Below are 17,621 nucleotides of genomic sequence, written 5' to 3' on the forward strand. Positions count from 1 at the left end.
AAATAGATGGGTTTGTTCTTCCTATGCTGCTAATTCAGATGGCGGTTCTTTAGCACCGGTCATAAAGGCCACTGCATCTGACATTGTATAGTCTTTCGGATCAATCACACAGATGCGTTTGCCCAACCGATGAATGTGAATACGGTCGGCAACCTCAAATACATGCGGCATATTATGGCTGATCAAAATGATCGGAATGCCGCGGGATTTCACATCTTGAATAAGCTCAAGCACACGGCGGGATTCTTTAACGCCCAAAGCGGCCGTTGGTTCATCCAGGATGATAACTTTCGATCCAAAGGCGGCTGCGCGGGCAACCGCAACACCTTGCCTTTGGCCACCTGACAATGTTTCCACTGCCTGATTGATGTTCTGAATGGTCATAAGTCCCAATTCAGAGAGTTTATCGCGCGCCATCTGCTCCATTTTAGAGCGGTCCAATTTACGAAAAACAGATCCTAAGATGCCCGGTTTTCTGATTTCACGTCCCATAAACATGTTATCAGCAATGGAAAGTGCAGGGGACATGGCTAATGTCTGGTAGACCGTTTCAATGCCGCGATCTCGCGCTTGAAGGGGAGAGGCGAAGGAGACTTTTTCTCCTTCTAGAAAGATGTCCCCTTCATCGGGTTGAACCGCGCCAGATACCGCTTTGATCAGTGTGGATTTTCCCGCACCATTGTCGCCGATAACTGCCAATATTTCACCAGGCATGAGCTCAAAGTCACAATGATCAAGTGCTGTGACGCGTCCGTATTTTTTAACCAGATTATGTGCTTTAAGAATAGGTTCCATTATGCAGCGACCTTTCTAATCCATTGATCAATTGCAACCGCACCAATAATCAGCGCGCCGATGAGTAAATATGTCCATTGCGCATCCGCGCCCAAGAGCCTGAGCCCGAGTGTGAAAACACCCACAATTAGCGCACCAAACAACATGCCTAAAATTGACCCGCGTCCGCCAAATAAGGATATCCCGCCGATCACCACAGCTGTGATAGATTCTATATTGGCAAGCTGGCCAGATGTTGGTGAGACCGAACCAATGCGACCAATAAGTGCCCATCCTGCAAAGGCGCAAATCAGTCCGGCCAAGGTATAAACGGATATTAATGTACGTTTGACTTGCACACCTGAAAGCTCCGCAGCTTCAGGATCATCGCCTACTGCGTAAACATGGCGACCCCACGCTGTGTGACGAAGTGCATAGGCAAGCGCCAGAACAAGCGCGACTAAGAAAATGACGCCAATGGTAAAGGTTGCGCCACCTCGACCCGCTTCATCAGCGCCAATTTTAAACTTCCAACCGAACATTTGAAGGAGAGATGCATTTTGCTCGATCTCCTTGCTTCGAATTGTTTCATTGGCGGAATAAAGGAAATTTGTTGCGAGAATTATCTGCCACATACCGAGTGTTACGATAAATGGTGGCAACTTCATAACGGCAACAAACACGCCGTTGATATAGCCGCAGATCGTTCCGCATAAAAGTCCGCACACAATGGCAAATTCGACAGGTAATCCGTAGCGGAATGTGAATTGCCCCATAACAACGGAGGATAAGACCATGATCGCGCCGACGGATAGATCAATGCCCGCTGTTAAAATTACAATTGATTGTGCAGCGCCAACAATCCCGACGATAGCAACCTGCTGAAGGATGAGTGTAAGCGCAAAGGCTGAGAAAAATTTAGTGCCTAACAAGATCCCGAAAATGGCTATTGATATCACCAGTACGATGAGCGGCACCAAGGCTGGATTAACATGGAGGCGGTGCTGAAAAGCTGCAACAAATCCGCGATGCTGTTGTGAAAAGTCTGCCACCTGATCTGAACTATCAGATAACACTTCCTCAAATTTCTGAGCAGCCATGAAGACCTCCCCGATCTCTATTCAAGTCTCAAAATAGGGGCGACCGATATGGTCGCCCCGTAAAGTTTGCGATTAAAGTTGATAAGGTCAACCCCAACAGAGGTTTTTACCTTCTTCGACTGAAATAGACTCAACACCCTCAGCTGGCTTGTCTGTTACTAATGCAACACCTGTGTCAAAGAAGTCTTTGCCCGGAGTAGGGGCCGGCTTAGTGCCGTCTTTTGCCCATGCGGCAATGGCTTCAATGCCGAGCGATGCCATGAGCAACGGATATTGCTGAGATGTCGCGCCGATCACGCCATCTGCAATGTTATCAACACCTGGGCAACCACCATCAACAGATACAATCAACACATCATTTTCACGACCGATCGCTTTAAGCGCTTCGTATGCGCCTGCAGCTGCTGGCTCATTAATTGTGTAAACAACGTTGATGTCCTGATCTTTAGCGAGAAGGTTTTCCATAGCTTTACGGCCACCTTCTTCATTACCAGCAGTTACATCGTTACCAACAATTCTTGGGTCTGTTTCATCACCCCATTTGTTTGGATCACCCAAATCAATACCGAAACCTTGCAAGAAGCCTTGGTCGCGTAAAACACCAACTGAAGGCTGACTTACAGCCAAATCAAGCATCGCGATTTTAGCGTCTTTCGCAGCATCACCAAGTGACGCAGCTGCCCATTTACCGATCAGCTCACCGGCTAGGAAGTTGTCAGTTGCAAATGTTGCATCAGCAGAATCAATTGGCTCAAGTGGTGTATCAAGGGCAATAACAACGAGACCTGCATCACGTGCTTGTTCAACAGATGACACAATAGATGATGTGTCAGATGCGGTGAGCAATATACCTTTTGCACCATCTGCAATGCATGTTTCAATCGCCGCAACTTGCGTTTCATGGTCGCCATCGACCTTGCCAGCAAAGCTTTTCAGTGTAATGCCAAGCTCTTCAGCTTTCGCTGTTGCGCCTTCTTTCATTTTAACGAAAAATGGGTTTGTGTCAGTCTTTGTAATCAAGCAAGCAGTGATTCCGTGACCATCAGCTGATGCCGGTGCAACCGCTGCAGTGGATGCTGCGAGCGATAACGCAAGAGCTGCAAAAATAGACTTTTTCATAGATTCCTCCCTAGTGCTCTGAATGACCAAATGGGTCTGGTTTTCGAGCTGTTTCAATGTCAACGCTAACTTTCATAATAGAACTTCTGTGTTGTTGTCAATAAATAAATAAAGTTGATTTATTAATTAAATATGGCATCTTTTAACTTTGAAGAGTTTTGTATAAAAGAGATCGCATGGACATGCCAAAGATCAGATCATTAAGCGGAGGGGCGAACCAAAGTGGTTTAAGAGACTACAATGAACGCCTATTGCTTTCTATGCTTTTGCGGAACGGACCGATGCCAGGAAGTGACCTTGCGCGGCTTGCTGGCTTGTCGTCTCAAACCGTATCTGTGATCCTGCGTAAGCTTGAAAATGATGGTTTGCTTGAAAGAGGGGAGCCACAGCGAGGCGGGCGCGTGGGTAAACCATCGGTGCCCATGGGGCTGGCGCCAAAAGGCGTGTTGTCTTTTGGTCTTAAGATTGGCCGACGCAGTTCTGAGCTTATTCTTATTGGTTTTACTGGATTAATCATTGATCAAATCAGCATTAATTATTCAGCTCCAATGCCTGAAGAAATCTTCAGCTTCTTAACTGAAGGCATCGATAAGCTTTTGCAAGGTTTGACTGATGCTGAGCAGTCACGCATATGCGGGATTGGCATTGCCGCACCCTTTGAGCTGACAAATTCCTACAAGCAGCAGGATAATATCTATGAAGATTTTGAAGCTTGGAACAATGTGAACCTTGTCGAAGAAATCGCCAATCTCACCCATTTGCCTATTCACCCAGCCAATGATGCAACAGCTGCATGTAAAGCGGAACACGTCTATGGTCGCGGCAAAGAGTTCCGCGATTACGCCTATTTCTTCATCGCAGCTTATATCGGCGGCGGCGTTGTTTTAAATCACTCGGTATTTGAAGGTCATCAGGGCAATGCAGGTGCGTTAGGTTCGCTACGCAGTATCGGTCCCAATGGTGAAAGCCGGCAATTAATTGATATAGCCTCGCTGCATCTTTTAGAAAAAAGACTTGAGCAAGTCGATATCGATCCAAAGATCTTATGGGATTCGCCGCAAGACTGGTCGAGCATTTCAAGATATGTTGAGCAGTGGATTGGTCAAACAGCACAGGAGCTTGCAAAAGCTGCCCTTTCTACTTGTTCGGTGATTGATTTCGAAGCCATCGTGATTGATGGCTCATTCCCAGATGATGTGCGTGATGAATTGGTTGAACGAACCAGACGTTATCTTGCAAACCAAGATACGCGCGGATTGATCAGACCGTTAACTGAGGCGGGAAGCATTGGTCGTGATGCCCGCGCTATTGGGGCTGCCAGTGGTCCGATCTTTGCGCAATTCTTCCTCAACACAAATGTCGGTTTGGTGCAGATTTAATTGTCACCAAAACCTAATTTCTAAGTGACGTCGGCGTGATCCCAAATTCGGTCTTAAATGCGCGGGCCATTGCACTTGCATTTTCATAGCCGCAGCGTACGGCAATTTCACTCATAGGAAGGTTTGAGCCCAAGATTTGAAGGCGGGCAAAATTTAGTCTTTTATGCCGATAAACCTGTCGTGGATTTGCGCCAAATTCTTTTAAAAATTTTCGCTGCAATTTCTTCTGATCAACGTCAAGTCTCATTGCGATCTGCGCAATCGAAAGCGGCTCTTCAATATGTTCATCCATCATCTGAAGGCACTCATGAACCAGCGAGATTTTCGACTCAAATTCAATGCCTTGCGGTTCATCTTTCAATTGATGCAGGAAGAAGCTTTCAACATCTTGTCGCGCTGCCTCGCCGTAATGTTCACCAATTAATGCCGCTGCGAGATCAAAAGCAGCCATTGCGCCGCCGCAAGTGATGGTATTGCCTGCTTTCACATAACGCGCATTGACGACTTTGGTTTTAAGAAATTTCTCTGCAAAACTATCAAGTAATTCGCGGTGAATGGTGGCTTCTTTCCCATCCAACAGTCCTGCTGAGGCGAGTAACCACGCGCCGGTGTCTAAACCTGCGATCGCTCTTGCTTTTGCTGCTAATTGTTTCAAACTTCGCGATATGTTTGTGTTTGCCAAGCGATCATAATTGTAGCTTGCGACGACAAACAGATAATCAGCTTTAAATGTGTCCAGCTCGACTTTTCGTGTTGCAATTTCCAAACCGCTTGATGATTTTACAGCGCCTCCATCTAGGCTCAGAAATTGCCAATTATAAAGCGGCTTTTGCGCAATGAAATTGGTCGCGCGAAAGGGTTCAACTGAATTTGCCAAACAGTGATTTGAGAACTCGTCAAACACAAGAACGGCGATTTCGATACATTTAGGCTGAGTATTTGTCCATTTTCGCATGATTATGTCTACTACGGCACATAATAACTTTGCAAGTTTTGACAACCTATCAATCGAGAAATTGGAGGATGCGATGCCGCTTCAAACGAACAAAGACGTGTTTATAACTTGCGCAGTAACAGGATCAGGCGGAACGCAAGATCGTAGTCCTCATGTGCCACGAAGCCCTGAGCAAATTGCAAATTCTGCCATTTTGGCTGCTAAAGCAGGCGCCGCGATTGTCCATTGCCATGTCCGTGATCCGGAAACTGGTGCACCGTCTCGCGATGGTAAGCTCTATCGCGAAGTGACCGAACGTATTCGTGATGCTGATGTGGATGTGATCTTAAATCTCACTGCGGGCATGGGTGGTGATTTGGTCTTTGGATCTCCCAATGCACCGCTTCCACTTGTTAATGGCACTGATATGGCGAGTGCCGAAGAGCGTGTGGCGCATATTGCAGACTGTTTACCCGAAATTTGCACGCTTGATTGCGGGACGATGAATTTTGCCGAAGCCGATTATGTCATGACCAATACGCCCGGTATGTTACGCGCCATGGGAGCGATGATGGAAGAGTTAAATGTTAAGCCCGAGATTGAGGCGTTTGACACTGGGCATTTATGGCTCGCCAAACAACTCGTCGAGGAGGACACTTTATCATCGCCCGCACTTGTCCAATTATGTATGGGTATCCCATGGGGTGCGCCTGATGATCTCAATACCTTTATGGCAATGGTCAATAATGTACCGCAAGATTGGAACTGGTCCGCTTTTTCCATTGGTCGCAATGAAATGCCTTTTGTGGCAGCCTCAGTGCTCGCCGGCGGTAATGTCCGAGTAGGATTGGAAGATAATCTTTGGCTGGCCAAAGGTGAACTTGCCACTAATGAAGCGCTGGTTGAACGCGCTGTGACAATCATCGAAGCCATGGGGTCAAATATTATGGGGCCGCAAGAGGTGCGCGAAAAACTTAATCTAACTAAACAGGCGCCGCGATCATGAGTGAAGCATCACAAATAGCTGCGATCATCGGTGGTGGCGTTATAGGCGGCGGATGGGCTGCGCGGTTTTTGCTGGCCGGATGGGATGTCAAATTATTTGACCCGGACCCTAATGCACCCAGAAAAGTTGGTGAAGTTTTAGATAATGCAAGGCGTTCTTTACCTGCTTTATATGATACGAAATTGCCAAGCGAAGGTCAGCTTACATTTGTCTCGTCCATCAAAGAGGCGGTATCAGACGCCATATGGATCCAGGAAAGTGTGCCGGAGCGATTGGATATCAAGCATGGAACTTTCAAAGACATTCAAGCACATTGCGCGCCTCATGCATTGATCGGCTCGTCGACGTCTGGTTTCAAACCATCAGAACTTAATGCCGAAAGCAATGATATAGCCTCAATCTTTGTCGCTCATCCGTTTAATCCGGTTTACCTCGTTCCAGTTGTCGAACTTGTGGGCGATGCCGAGATCTGCAAGCGCGCTAGCGATATTCTTAGCCAAATACTCATGAAGCCGATCATCGTACAAAAGGAAATCGATGCGCATGTGGCTGATCGTTTACTAGAAGCTGTATGGCGAGAAGCTTTGTGGCTGGTTAAAGATAATATCGCCACAACGAAAGAAATCGATGACATTATCCGGTTTGGCTTTGGTTTGCGCTGGGCCCAAATGGGTCTATTTGAAACCTACCGAATTGCCGGTGGCGAAGAGGGGATGGCGCACTTCATTGAACAGTTTGGCCCCTGTCTGAAATGGCCTTGGACTAAATTGATGGATGTGCCTGAGCTGACTGATGAGCTGGTTGAAAAAATAGCAAACCAATCAGATGCGCAATCAGGTGAGCATTCAATCAGAGAGCTCGAGCAAATCCGCGATGATAATCTTGTATCAATGATGCGGGCGCTTAAAACCCAAAATTGGGGTGCAGGTGCGATGTTAAATTCTGCGGATAAGACGCTCAAATCAATCAGCAATATTGATGCGCCAGAACCTTTGGTAAGTGTGCATCGCGTCGTGCCGGTGGATTGGACGGATTTTAACGGCCATATGAATGAGGGGCGTTATGGTCAGGTGTTCTCAGATGCTGCTGATCATGTCATCGAACTTATCGGTGCGGATGAGGATTATATCAAATCTGGTCTGAGTTATTTCACCGTTGAAACCAACACAAAGTTTTTGCAGGAGTGCCACGCCGGCGATGAAATCCATGTCCATACGAGCGTTTTATTAGCGGAAGGCAAGAAGCTAAAATTACTGCATGAAATGATGGCAGCTGATGGTGAGGCACTCGCTAATTGCACACAATTCCTTCTTCATGTTGATCTTAACACACGCAAATCATGTGCGCCCGAAGATCACATTCTTGAAAACTTGGCGAAGTTAAAAGCAGCGCATTCATCGATAGATGAAAGTGGAAAGGCTTAAATGATGGATTTTGGATTATCACAAACCCAAGACATGATTGTCTCCACTGTTCGAGATTTTGTGGAGCAGGAAATTTATCCGCACGAAGACCTGGTTGAGCAAACCGGTGAAGTGCCCGACGAAATTGCCAATGAGATCAAACAAAAATGTATTGATCTTGGGTTTTATGCAGCCAACTTCCCTGAAAGTGTTGGAGGCGCGGGTCTATCATATGTTGATTTTGCGCTTGTTGAACGTGAATTGGGCCGAGGAGCCATGGCGCTCACGCATTTCTTTGGTCGGCCACAAAACATCTTAATGGCCTGCAAAGATGATCAGATCGAGCGATATCTCATGCCTGCAGTGCGCGGCGAGAAAATGGATGCGCTTGCCATGACAGAGCCGGATGCAGGTTCAGACGTACGCGGGATGAAATGTTCTGCAAAACGCGATGGATCAGACTGGGTGGTAAACGGTACCAAGCATTTCATCTCGGGCGCAGAACATGCCGATTTCATCATTGTGTTTATCGCAACGGGTGAAGACGACACACCTCATGGACCTAAAAAGCGCATTACGACCTTCTTGGTTGATCGCGGTATGAAAGGTTTTACCATTCGAGAAGGGTACAAATCGGTATCCCATCGCGGATATAAAAACATGATCTTGGAATTCGATGATTGCCGGTTGCCGCAAGAACAGGTTTTAGGCGAAGTTGATGGTGGCTTTTCGATCATGAATGAATGGCTTTATGCCACCCGAATTACAGTTGCGGCAATGTGTGTTGGTAGAGCACGCCGGTGTTTTGATCTAGCGCTTGATTATGCTGCAGACCGCAAGCAATTTGGCCAACCAATTGGTCGTTTCCAGGGGGTGAGTTTTCAGATCGCGGATATGATCACCGAGATCGATGCTGCGGATTGGCTTACGCTTTCTGCTGCATGGCGTTTGGATGAAGGTTTGCCAAGCAATCGTGAGATCGCAAGCGCAAAACTTTATGCCTCTGAAATGCTGCATCGGGTAACGGATGCCTCGCTGCAGGTCTTTGGGGGCATGGGATTGATGGATGATTTCCCCATCGAACGGTTTTGGCGCGACGCGCGGGTCGAGCGCATCTGGGATGGTACATCTGAAATCCAACGTCATATTATAGGGCGCGAACTATTACGCCCGCTGGGCTCTTAAAATGCATATGTTCGATCACATATTTAAACCAAAAAGCATAGCGGTCATTGGTGGTGGCGAATGGAATGAACATGTCATTAGGCAATGCCGTAAGCTGAATTTTAAGGGGAAAATTTGGTCTGTGCACCCCAAAAGACCAGAGTTTGCGGGCCTTAAGACATTTGCTTCAATTGCTGAATTACCAGACGCCCCCGATCTAAGTTTTGTCGGTGTCAACCGCAAGGCTACGATTAAGGTGTTATCTGAATTAAACGCAATCGGAGCCAAAGGCGCTGTTTGTTTTGCCAGTGGTTATGCGGAAACCAGCGATGGCAGGGGTCTGAGTGATGAATTACTCAAAGCCGCTGGTGATATGACGATATTGGGCCCCAACTGCTACGGCCTTATCAATATGCTGGATGGTGTGGCTTTATGGCCGGATGAGCATGGCATGAAACCCGTTAAAAAGGGTGTCGCGATCCTTGGGCAATCTTCCAATATGTTGATCAATTTGGGCATGCAAAAGCGCGGATTACCAGTCTCCCACATGGTTGCGTGCGGTAACCAGATTAAGAGCGGTTTTGCCGATATCGGGTCTTATCTATTAGAAGATGACCGTGTGACAGCGCTCGGCATTCACATTGAAGGCTTTGGTGACATCCACAAATTCCAAAGGTTGGCACAGCGGGCTTATTTGCTGGGTAAGCCATTGGTTGTCTTAAAAGTTGGTGTGTCTGAAGCCGCACGAAATGCAACTTTATCCCATACAGCGTCTTTAGCTGGGTCAGATGCCGGCGCGGATGCGTTGTTAAAGCGCTGCGGGGTTGCCAGAGCAGAAGGTTTAGCAGATTTCCTCTCGCTCTTAACGATCGGGCATTTGTTTGGATGCACGCCCTTTAAAACGATCACTTCATCAAGTTGTTCAGGAGGTGAGGCGGTTTTAATCAGTGACATCGTTGAAAAATACCCGGTAGAGCTTTGCCCTTTAAACGATGATCAAAAATCGAATTTAAGCACCCATCTCAGTGAATTGGTAACGATTGAAAATCCGCTCGATTACCACACGCAGATATGGCGCAATGTAGATGCGATGAGTTTTGTATTTGAGCAGATGGCGGCAGGCAATGCTGATCTAAATTGCCTGATTTTAGATTTCCCACGCAGTGATAGATGTGAGCCAACTGGGCATGATCTGGCATTTGATGCGTTGTTGCAGGCGAACCAATCCTCTTCATCGAAATTTGCGTTGATTGCAACTTTGCCCGAGAACCTGCCAGAGGACACGGCCAATGAAGCTATTGAAAATGGTGTTGTTCCCTTTTTTGATGCAGATGATGCAGTTGCGAGCATGGCCAAAACACAGCAATGGCATGCGCCCGATACAATGCCTGTGTTATTGGGAGCAATGCCCGAAAATTGCGTAACCATTGGTGAATATGAAGCTAAGTCGGAATTGGCTCAAATGGGCATATCCGTACCAAAATCAAACCGGGTTTTGGCCCTTACGGAGATCAAAAACGGGGTTGAAAATCTGAGTTTTCCGTTGGTTCTAAAAGGAGAGGGGCAGGCTCATAAAACAGAGGCTGGATTAGTTGCAATTGGCCTGAAATCCACTTTGGAACTTGAGAATGCTGCGCAAAATATGCCAGCAACGCGCTTTATTGTTGAGGAGATGGTCACTGGTGATCATATCGAACTGATAATTGGAATAGTTTATGACCAAGCACATGGATATGTTCTAACCATAGGTGCCGGGGGTATGTTCACAGAACTTCTTGACGATAAGATTTCTGTTTTGGTTCCAGCTGGTAGAGCTGAAATCAAACGCATACTCGAAACAACGAAGATACACCAATTGTTGACGGGGTACCGTGGAAAGCCTGCAATTGATTTCGAACAATTGTTCGCGACAATTGAGAAGCTGCAGTCATATATAATTGAAAATGCAGGTAAAATTAAAGAAATGGAAATTAATCCGTTAATGGTGTCAGCCAACTCAGCCATAGCGGTTGATGCCCTGATTGTGAGGTCAAAATGAGCGCATACCCAACCACAGGTCCGATTAAATGCATCGTTAAAGATGCAATTTTAGAGGTTGTTTTGGATCGACCAAAAGCCAATGCGATCGATTTGGCAACCAGCCGCATTATGGGGGATATCTTCGCAAAATTCCGTGATGATCCGGATTTGCGGGTCGCCATTATCAGCTCAGCGCATGAGAAATTCTTTTGCCCTGGTTGGGATTTAAAAGCTGCAGCAGCAGGCGATGAAGTAGACGGAGATTATGGCGTTGGTGGATTTGCAGGACTTCAAGAACTGCGCGATCTCAACAAACCTGTCATTGCAGCCATTCATGGCATTTGCTGTGGCGGTGGATTTGAATATGCATTGTCCGCCGATATGATTTTAGCATCAGATGATGCGACATTCGCTTTGCCAGAAATACGTTCGGGAACTGTGGCGGATGCGGCTTCTGTCAAATTGCCAAAGCGTATTCCCTATCATATCGCAATGGAACTATTGCTCACAGGGCGGTGGTTTGATGCCAAGGAAGCCAATCAATGGGGAATCGTCAATCATGTTTATGAGCGAGACCAGCTAAACGCTGAGGCTTGGAAGCTTGCACGAACACTCGCCTCAGGGCCACCCCTTGTTTACGCCTGCATTAAAGAAATTGTCCGTGATGCTGAGGATTCAAAATTCCAAGATGCGATGAATAGGATCACCCAGCGTCAGCTAAAAACGGTCGATATTCTCTATGGTTCTGAGGACAATAAAGAAGGGGCGATTGCTTTTACCGAAAAGCGTGATCCTGTCTGGAAGGGCAAGTAGCTTTTAATTCGCCGTCGCAAAGGCTTTCGGATCAAAGGTTTTCATCGAGCAGAATCTCAATTCGGATGCTTTCTTGCGCCGAATTGGGTTCCCGTGCTTCGCTTCGAGCTCTCAAGATACGAAGCGCACTCCGTACGGCATGCCCAGGATTTTGTGCGATGATCGCATCAATCTGATCATTCTTAAGCGCTGTCTCACTAAATGGCGTGCGCTCATGCACAACAACGGTGATGTCACTTAAATTAAGTTTTTCGCACATCACTTCAATCGGAATGCGCGCTTCTGAACTCATGATATAAACACCAACGATGTCATCACAATGTTCGAGCTGATTGCCGATAATGCGTTTGGCGCGCGAAACTTCGCCATAGGTTTCCAATGAAGGGAGAGGGCGCAAATTTTCAAACCTCGCATTGATTACCGCATCAAATCCATGTCGGCGCTCAATGCTGTCGGATGAAAGCATGGTTTCAGAAATGACCATGATCGATCCGGATTTTGAACCGCTAAACTTACCAACGATCTTGGCAGCTGTAGCTCCCGCTGCATAGTTGTTCACGCCGACAAAGTCTAATTGTTCTAAATTTTCCTGCGCAGATAAAAATTGAACAATATGTACGCCTCGTTCGTTCAATCGTGAAATCGCATCACGAACGGGAGGCGATTCGGGGGCCATAATCGCCAAGCCATCAAGATCAGATGGATCAATTGACGTGATATAGTTGGCAACAAGGTGGGGATCACCCATATCGAGCTGCTCCACATCTGCAAATGTCATGTCGGAGCGCAGTGATTTATTGGCGTGCTCAACCTGCTGAATGAGCTCTTTAAGGTATAAGTCCCCACGTTTTGGGAGAATAAAGCGGAATTTATAAGGCTTGTTACGAAGCAAGTTGACCGCTGCGAGATTACGCACAAAGCCAATTTGTTCAATTGCTGCCTGCACCTTATCGCGAGTCTTTTGGCTGACATTTGGCCTGTCATTTAAGACGCGATCCACCGTTGCTAAGCTCACGCCAGCCGCTTCAGCGAGGTCTTTTGTCGTTGGGACAATCAAAAAATTTGCCTTCCTTAAACCTTGTTTTCCAAGGCTTTCTCCAACATTTTTGCGCAAAAATCAAGAAAAATGAGGTACGTACATCATTTTTTGCTTGCATTGAGGTACGAACCTCAATTATATGTCTGACAACTTGATCAAATGTTGCGCCCGTCTTGGCGAGAATTATTCAAGTTGAAAATTGAACCGAGAGCAGAAGGGTGGAGGCCTTTTTGCCATTGGACTTTTAACCATATGTGCCTCTGCATCATCTCAGAGCATAAGGGAGGATAAAAAATGAAATCCAAGTTTCTGAATTCAGTCGCTGCGACAGGCTTGCTTGCCTCAGCATCCATGTTTGGTGGCGTCTCAGCCGCGCAATCAGCAGATCTAACATTGTGTTGGGCTGCTTGGGATCCAGCGAATGCTCTTGTTGAGCTGAGCAAGGAGTTTGAAGCGCAATCAGGACACAGCATGAGTTTTGAGTTTGTGCCATGGCCAAATTTTGCAGACCGCATGCTCAATGAGCTAAACTCTGGCGGTAAACTTTGTGATCTACTTATCGGCGATAGCCAGTGGATTGGTGGCGCTGCTGAAAATGGTCAATATGTAAAATTGAACGACTTCTTCGACAAAGAAGGCATTTCAATGGACGATTTCTTGCCAGCAACAGTAACTGGTTATGCTGAATGGCCAAAAAATTCGCCAAACTATTATGCGCTTCCAGCTTACGCTGATGTTGTGGGTTGGACTTATCGCAAAGACTGGTTTGAGCGTCCTGAAATCCAAGCCGAATTTAAAGAAAAATATGGCCGCGACCTGGGCGTACCAGCCACTTTGGAAGAGCTTCAGCAGATCGGCGAGTTTTTCCAAGGTCGTGAAATTGATGGCAAAACAGTTTATGGCGCTGCGATCTACACAGAGCGTGGGTCTGAAGGTATCACCATGGGCGTAACGAACGCGCTTTATAACTATGGTTTCCTATATGAAGATCCAGCAAATCCATACGAGCTTGAAGGTTTTGTAAATTCTGATGCTGCAGTTGCAGGTCTTGAGTTTTATAAAAAGCTTTATGAGACATCAGCACCTCCAGGTGCGTCAGATGCTTATATGGGCGCCAATATCGATGCTTATAAATCAGGACAGGTTGCCATGCAGATGAACTTTGCGTTTATTTGGCCTGGCGTTGAAGCTGATCCAAATACGGGTGGCGGTAAGTCTGGTTATTTTGCAAATCCTGCAGGTCCTGCTGGTCAGTTCGCCCAGCTCGGTGGTCAGGGCATTTCTGTTGTTGCTAACTCTGAAAACAAAGATGCAGCACTTGAATACATCAAGTGGTTTGCTCAACAAGATGTTCAGCAAAAATGGTGGGATGTTGGTGGTGCGCCAGCGATGAAATCAGTGCTGGAAGCACCTGGTTTTAACGACAGCCAGCCATTTGCTAAAACATTCCTCGATTCTATGGCCATAGTGAAGGACTTCTGGGCAGAACCTGCTTACGCGTCCTTGTTGCTTCCTATGCAAGAGCGCATTCACAACTATGTGGTTGCCGGGCAGGGAACAGCAAAAGAAGCCCTAGATGGTCTTGTGAAAGATTGGGACGAAGTCTTCGAAGACGAAGGCATTAAATAAGCCTAATCGTATTCTCCCAAGCGGGCACATAGGTATTTTGGCACATGCGCCCTTGGAGCCGGGGTTTTTCCGGCTCCACTTTAATGATAGTATTTTAAGAGAAAACAATGGACAATGTTGCAGACAAAGTGGCTTCCGCCACACCGCCTTCTATTGCGCATAGAGTAAAAGGGCTTTCAGATCGTGCAATAGCGTGGATATTTGTTGCGCCGACAATTTTCATATTGCTGGCAATTAATATCTTCCCACTGATCTGGACCATATATTTAAGCTTCACAAACTACGCCGTTAATCGACCAAATCGCGAGGTGAAGTTTATTGGATTGCGTAACTATGAGCGAATTTTGGGTGATGCCGACACATGGGCAACCATGCATGCCACTGCGCATTTCCTCATATGGACAATTGTCCTTCAGGTATTAATCGGATTTACGCTTGCTTATCTGATTAACAAAAAATTCAAAGGCAATGACCTTTGGACCACAATCATCGTGTTTCCAATGATGTTATCACCGGCTGTTGTCGGCAATTTCTGGACTTTTCTTTACCAGCCGCAGATCGGTTTGTTCAACTATGTCATAAGCTTTGTAACGGGTGCTGATCCTTCTAGCTTCTCGATGATTGGCGATATTTCACTCGCCCCTTGGTCCATTGTCATTGTGGACACATGGATGTGGACCCCCTTTGTCATGCTCATCTGTTTAGCGGGCCTGCGCTCGATCCCCGATAGTATCTATGAAGCTGCGGAATGTGATCGAGCCTCAAAGTGGCGCCAATTCTGGACAATCACAATCCCGATGGTTCTACCATTCCTCATGCTAGCCGTTTTGTTCCGCGGAATTGAGAACTTCAAAATGTTCGACCTGGTGGTCCAGCTTACAGGTGGTGGCCCGGGTAATTTAACAACACTCACGTCAATTGATCTCAAACGAGAGGCCTTTGAAAAGTGGCGAACAGGCTTTGCCTCTGCCTATGCGGTCATCTTGTTTGTTACAGTATTTGGCCTCGCATCAATCTACGTAAAAGCACTAAACAGGGTAAAACAACGATGAGTTTTTCAGTTACAGAACCGTCTCACGGACAAAAGTGGTTCGCCGGAATTCTGGTGGTTGGCTACGCATTAATTACCTTGTTGCCGCTATTATGGATTGTCGCAACAGGCTTTAAATCAGGCCCTGATTCCATTGCTTATCCGCCGAAGATTGCGTTTGAACCAACCGTTGAAGGCTATGTGAACCTGTTTACAACGCAAACGCGCCTCAGCAATGAAGCCAAGTTAGAACCGGTGGATGACCTACCATGGTATGAGCAATTGGTGCGCGAGCGCGGTAATACAATTGTCGGAACCTCGCGTTATTCAGAGCGTTTCTTCAATTCAATTATCATTGGCTTTGGATCAACCTTCTTTGCCATTGTGTTGGGAACAGCCGCCGCCTATGCATTCTCTCGCTTTAAAGTGCCGCTGAAGGATGACTTATTATTCTTCATACTTTCAACACGTATGATGCCGCCAATTGCAGTCGCAATCCCCATCTTCTTAATGTTCAGAAATTTGGGGTTAAGTGACACACATGCAGGGATGATCTTGCTTTATACAGCAGTGAACCTATCGCTTTCTGTTTGGCTGATTAATGGCTTTATTGATGAGATCCCGATCGAATATGAAGAAGCAGCTTTAATTGATGGATACACCCGCTTTCAAGCGTTCTATAAAGTGGTGTTACCTCAAGCCGCAACAGGTATCGCATCAACGGCAATCTTCTGCCTAATCTTCGCCTGGAATGAATATGCCTTTGCCGTATTGCTCACATCCGGCACCGCGCAAACAGCACCGCCATTTATCCCAACCATTATTGGCGTTGGGGGGCAAGATTGGCCCGCAGTAGCCGCTGGCGCAACCATATTCCTGGTGCCAGTCATGGTATTCACAATTCTGCTTCGTAAACACTTGCTACGTGGCATCACATTTGGAGCAGTTCGCAAATGAGTAGTTTTTTCAACGATTTACTGCGCTTACGGCGCGGGGCTTGGGAAATGGTCGCATCAATCTTAATTGCGCTTGGGGTCTTTATGCTCATGCAGCCTTTTGTTCTTACGCTCTTCACTTACTCCTTCCTTGTAACACTAGTCGGGACAGTGATGTTCATCATTGTCAGCCATTTTCCGGAGTAACCCATGGCACAAATAAGAATAGAAAATGTGCGTAAAGAATTTGGATCATTCACAGCGGTCCAGTCATCTAGCTTTACTATTGAAGACGGTGAGTTCTTTATGCTCTTGGGTCCATCAGGCTGCGGAAAAACGACGACTTTACGCATGATGGCGGGGCTAGAACTTCCAACCAGCGGTGAAATCTTCATCGACGGTGAAGAAGTTGGTATGAAGCGCGCTTCTGAGCGAGATATCGCCTTTGTGTTTCAGATGTTTGCGCTCTATCCGCACATGAATGTCGGTAAAAATATGTCTTATCCTTTGATAAGCCAGGGCATGTCACGAAGCGACGCGCAAAAGCGTGTTTTGGAAGTCGCTAAAATTCTCGGCATTGAGGATATGTTGAATAGACCTGTCGGCGGACTATCAGGCGGTGATCGTCAGCGTGTTGCATTAGGTCGGGCAATTGTGCGCGAACCAAAAGCGTTCTTTATGGACGAACCTTTGGGTGCGCTTGATGCAGAATTCCGCGAGCATATGGCCGAAGAATTGCGCGCTCTTCATGATCGCATGGGCGCAACAACCGTTTATGTGACCCACGATCAACTTGAAGCGATGCAAATGGGTGACAAGATTGTTGTGATGAACCATGGGGTTGTTGAGCAATTTGGAAAGCCGCAAGAGATCTATGATTGGCCGGCAACTAAATTTGTCGCGCAGTTCATCGGCTCTCCATCGATGAATTTCTTAGATTTTTCCGGCAATGTCGAACCCAATTCCAACAAGGTCAAAATTGATGGACACGTCATTGATATCCCAACCTCGAGAGACGGTGTCGTTGGCGATTTATCACTTGGCGTTCGTCCAGAGCATATCAAGTTCGACGATAGCTCCGATTATAAAGGTGAGGTGATCGCCGTTGAATATTTAGGAACAACGCAGATCATCACACTGCAAACACCCAATGGAATCATCAAGTCGCGCATCGCTTCAGATCAACAAGTCAATAATGGCGAAATGATCGGGCTAAGTTTTGATGCACGCACATTGACGCTGTTTGATAACAAAAATGGCCGCGCATTGGTCTCAGA

At 46.7% G+C, this 17,621-nt stretch carries 15 protein-coding genes and 1 pseudogene; 11 read left to right on the top strand and 5 right to left on the bottom strand.

Going from position 1 to position 17,621, the window contains the following annotated elements:
• Positions 1–21: 21 nt before the first annotated feature.
• The 3 genes from ACZ1GZ_RS09140 to ACZ1GZ_RS09150 form a co-directional block, all read right to left on the bottom strand.
• The gene (locus ACZ1GZ_RS09140) at positions 22–795 is read right to left on the bottom strand and encodes an ATP-binding cassette domain-containing protein (protein WP_472668188.1); all 774 of its coding nucleotides are present in this window, start codon (positions 793–795) and stop codon (positions 22–24) included.
• Entirely contained in the window at positions 795–1,874 is a 1,080-nt protein-coding gene (locus ACZ1GZ_RS09145; RefSeq protein WP_472668189.1) for an ABC transporter permease, read from the bottom strand. Before ACZ1GZ_RS09145 ends, ACZ1GZ_RS09140 begins: the two co-directional genes overlap by 1 nt.
• Positions 1,875–1,961: 87 nt before the next feature.
• Positions 1,962–2,993: a substrate-binding domain-containing protein gene (locus tag ACZ1GZ_RS09150; RefSeq protein ID WP_472668190.1), complete on the bottom strand. Its 1,032-nt coding sequence runs from the start codon at positions 2,991–2,993 to the stop codon at positions 1,962–1,964.
• 176 nt (positions 2,994–3,169) lie between these two features.
• Here ACZ1GZ_RS09150 and ACZ1GZ_RS09155 point away from each other — a divergent pair, with 176 nt between their 5' ends.
• Entirely contained in the window at positions 3,170–4,372 is a 1,203-nt protein-coding gene (locus tag ACZ1GZ_RS09155) for an ROK family transcriptional regulator (protein WP_472668191.1), read from the top strand.
• Positions 4,373–4,385: 13 nt separating this feature from the next.
• On the opposite strand, the gene ACZ1GZ_RS09160 is transcribed toward ACZ1GZ_RS09155, so the two are convergent.
• The gene (locus ACZ1GZ_RS09160) at positions 4,386–5,327 is read right to left on the bottom strand and encodes a GlxA family transcriptional regulator (RefSeq protein ID WP_472668192.1); all 942 of its coding nucleotides are present in this window, start codon (positions 5,325–5,327) and stop codon (positions 4,386–4,388) included.
• Between the two features lie 73 nt (positions 5,328–5,400).
• Here ACZ1GZ_RS09160 and bcoG point away from each other — a divergent pair, with 73 nt between their 5' ends.
• From bcoG to ACZ1GZ_RS09185, 5 genes are read left to right on the top strand one after another with little or no spacing between them, the layout of a single operon-like run.
• Complete coding sequence (gene bcoG, locus ACZ1GZ_RS09165; RefSeq protein ID WP_472668193.1) at positions 5,401–6,312, top strand: 3-dehydrocarnitine:acetyl-CoA trimethylamine transferase BcoG; 912 nt, start codon at positions 5,401–5,403, stop codon at positions 6,310–6,312.
• On the top strand, positions 6,309–7,736 hold the full coding sequence (locus tag ACZ1GZ_RS09170) for a carnitine 3-dehydrogenase (RefSeq protein WP_472668194.1): 1,428 nt from the start codon (positions 6,309–6,311) through the stop codon (positions 7,734–7,736). The genes bcoG and ACZ1GZ_RS09170 overlap by 4 nt, the downstream gene beginning before the upstream one ends.
• Before the next feature lie 3 nt (positions 7,737–7,739).
• Positions 7,740–8,900, top strand: coding sequence for an acyl-CoA dehydrogenase family protein (locus tag ACZ1GZ_RS09175; protein WP_472668270.1), 1,161 nt, complete (start codon positions 7,740–7,742; stop codon positions 8,898–8,900).
• A 1-nt stretch (position 8,901) separates the two neighbouring features.
• Positions 8,902–10,917 (top strand): acetate--CoA ligase family protein, encoded by a 2,016-nt coding sequence (locus tag ACZ1GZ_RS09180; protein WP_472668195.1) that lies wholly within the window; start codon positions 8,902–8,904, stop codon positions 10,915–10,917.
• Positions 10,914–11,711 (top strand): carnitinyl-CoA dehydratase, encoded by a 798-nt coding sequence (locus tag ACZ1GZ_RS09185; protein ID WP_472668196.1) that lies wholly within the window; start codon positions 10,914–10,916, stop codon positions 11,709–11,711. Before ACZ1GZ_RS09180 ends, ACZ1GZ_RS09185 begins: the two co-directional genes overlap by 4 nt.
• Before the next feature lie 31 nt (positions 11,712–11,742).
• Here the strand turns inward: ACZ1GZ_RS09185 and ACZ1GZ_RS09190 are convergent, their stop codons facing one another.
• Positions 11,743–12,768, bottom strand: a complete 1,026-nt coding sequence (locus ACZ1GZ_RS09190; protein ID WP_472664557.1) for a LacI family DNA-binding transcriptional regulator — start codon at positions 12,766–12,768, stop codon at positions 11,743–11,745.
• Between the two features lie 276 nt (positions 12,769–13,044).
• On the opposite strand from ACZ1GZ_RS09190, the gene ACZ1GZ_RS09195 reads away from it, so the two are divergent.
• The 5 genes and pseudogenes from ACZ1GZ_RS09195 to ACZ1GZ_RS09215 form a co-directional block, all read left to right on the top strand.
• Positions 13,045–14,379 (top strand): ABC transporter substrate-binding protein, encoded by a 1,335-nt coding sequence (locus tag ACZ1GZ_RS09195; protein WP_472664558.1) that lies wholly within the window; start codon positions 13,045–13,047, stop codon positions 14,377–14,379.
• 107 nt (positions 14,380–14,486) lie between these two features.
• Entirely contained in the window at positions 14,487–15,431 is a 945-nt protein-coding gene (locus ACZ1GZ_RS09200) for a carbohydrate ABC transporter permease (protein ID WP_472664559.1), read from the top strand.
• On the top strand, positions 15,428–16,366 hold the full coding sequence (locus ACZ1GZ_RS09205; protein ID WP_472664560.1) for a carbohydrate ABC transporter permease: 939 nt from the start codon (positions 15,428–15,430) through the stop codon (positions 16,364–16,366). Before ACZ1GZ_RS09200 ends, ACZ1GZ_RS09205 begins: the two co-directional genes overlap by 4 nt.
• Positions 16,363–16,551, top strand: a complete 189-nt coding sequence (locus ACZ1GZ_RS09210) for a hypothetical protein (protein ID WP_472664561.1) — start codon at positions 16,363–16,365, stop codon at positions 16,549–16,551. Before ACZ1GZ_RS09205 ends, ACZ1GZ_RS09210 begins: the two co-directional genes overlap by 4 nt.
• A 3-nt stretch (positions 16,552–16,554) precedes the next feature.
• Positions 16,555–17,613: pseudogene (locus ACZ1GZ_RS09215) on the top strand (ABC transporter ATP-binding protein); the annotation flags it as partial.
• Positions 17,614–17,621: the final 8 nt, after the last annotated feature.

Source organism: Lentilitoribacter sp. JB5-8 (assembly GCF_055693385.1).

Excerpts from the sequence above, each read along its gene's own strand:
- ACZ1GZ_RS09140 (WP_472668188.1), bottom strand. The coding sequence starts at position 795 with ATGGAACCTATTCTTAAAGCACATAATCTGGTTAAAAAATACGGACGC.
- ACZ1GZ_RS09145 (WP_472668189.1), bottom strand. The coding sequence starts at position 1,874 with ATGGCTGCTCAGAAATTTGAGGAAGTGTTATCTGATAGTTCAGATCAG.
- ACZ1GZ_RS09150 (WP_472668190.1), bottom strand. The coding sequence starts at position 2,993 with ATGAAAAAGTCTATTTTTGCAGCTCTTGCGTTATCGCTCGCAGCATCC.
- ACZ1GZ_RS09155 (WP_472668191.1), top strand. The coding sequence starts at position 3,170 with ATGGACATGCCAAAGATCAGATCATTAAGCGGAGGGGCGAACCAAAGT.
- ACZ1GZ_RS09160 (WP_472668192.1), bottom strand. The coding sequence starts at position 5,327 with ATGCGAAAATGGACAAATACTCAGCCTAAATGTATCGAAATCGCCGTT.
- bcoG (WP_472668193.1), top strand. The coding sequence starts at position 5,401 with ATGCCGCTTCAAACGAACAAAGACGTGTTTATAACTTGCGCAGTAACA.
- ACZ1GZ_RS09170 (WP_472668194.1), top strand. The coding sequence starts at position 6,309 with ATGAGTGAAGCATCACAAATAGCTGCGATCATCGGTGGTGGCGTTATA.
- ACZ1GZ_RS09175 (WP_472668270.1), top strand. The coding sequence starts at position 7,740 with ATGGATTTTGGATTATCACAAACCCAAGACATGATTGTCTCCACTGTT.
- ACZ1GZ_RS09180 (WP_472668195.1), top strand. The coding sequence starts at position 8,902 with ATGCATATGTTCGATCACATATTTAAACCAAAAAGCATAGCGGTCATT.
- ACZ1GZ_RS09185 (WP_472668196.1), top strand. The coding sequence starts at position 10,914 with ATGAGCGCATACCCAACCACAGGTCCGATTAAATGCATCGTTAAAGAT.
- ACZ1GZ_RS09195 (WP_472664558.1), top strand. The coding sequence starts at position 13,045 with ATGAAATCCAAGTTTCTGAATTCAGTCGCTGCGACAGGCTTGCTTGCC.
- ACZ1GZ_RS09200 (WP_472664559.1), top strand. The coding sequence starts at position 14,487 with ATGGACAATGTTGCAGACAAAGTGGCTTCCGCCACACCGCCTTCTATT.
- ACZ1GZ_RS09205 (WP_472664560.1), top strand. The coding sequence starts at position 15,428 with ATGAGTTTTTCAGTTACAGAACCGTCTCACGGACAAAAGTGGTTCGCC.
- ACZ1GZ_RS09210 (WP_472664561.1), top strand. The coding sequence starts at position 16,363 with ATGAGTAGTTTTTTCAACGATTTACTGCGCTTACGGCGCGGGGCTTGG.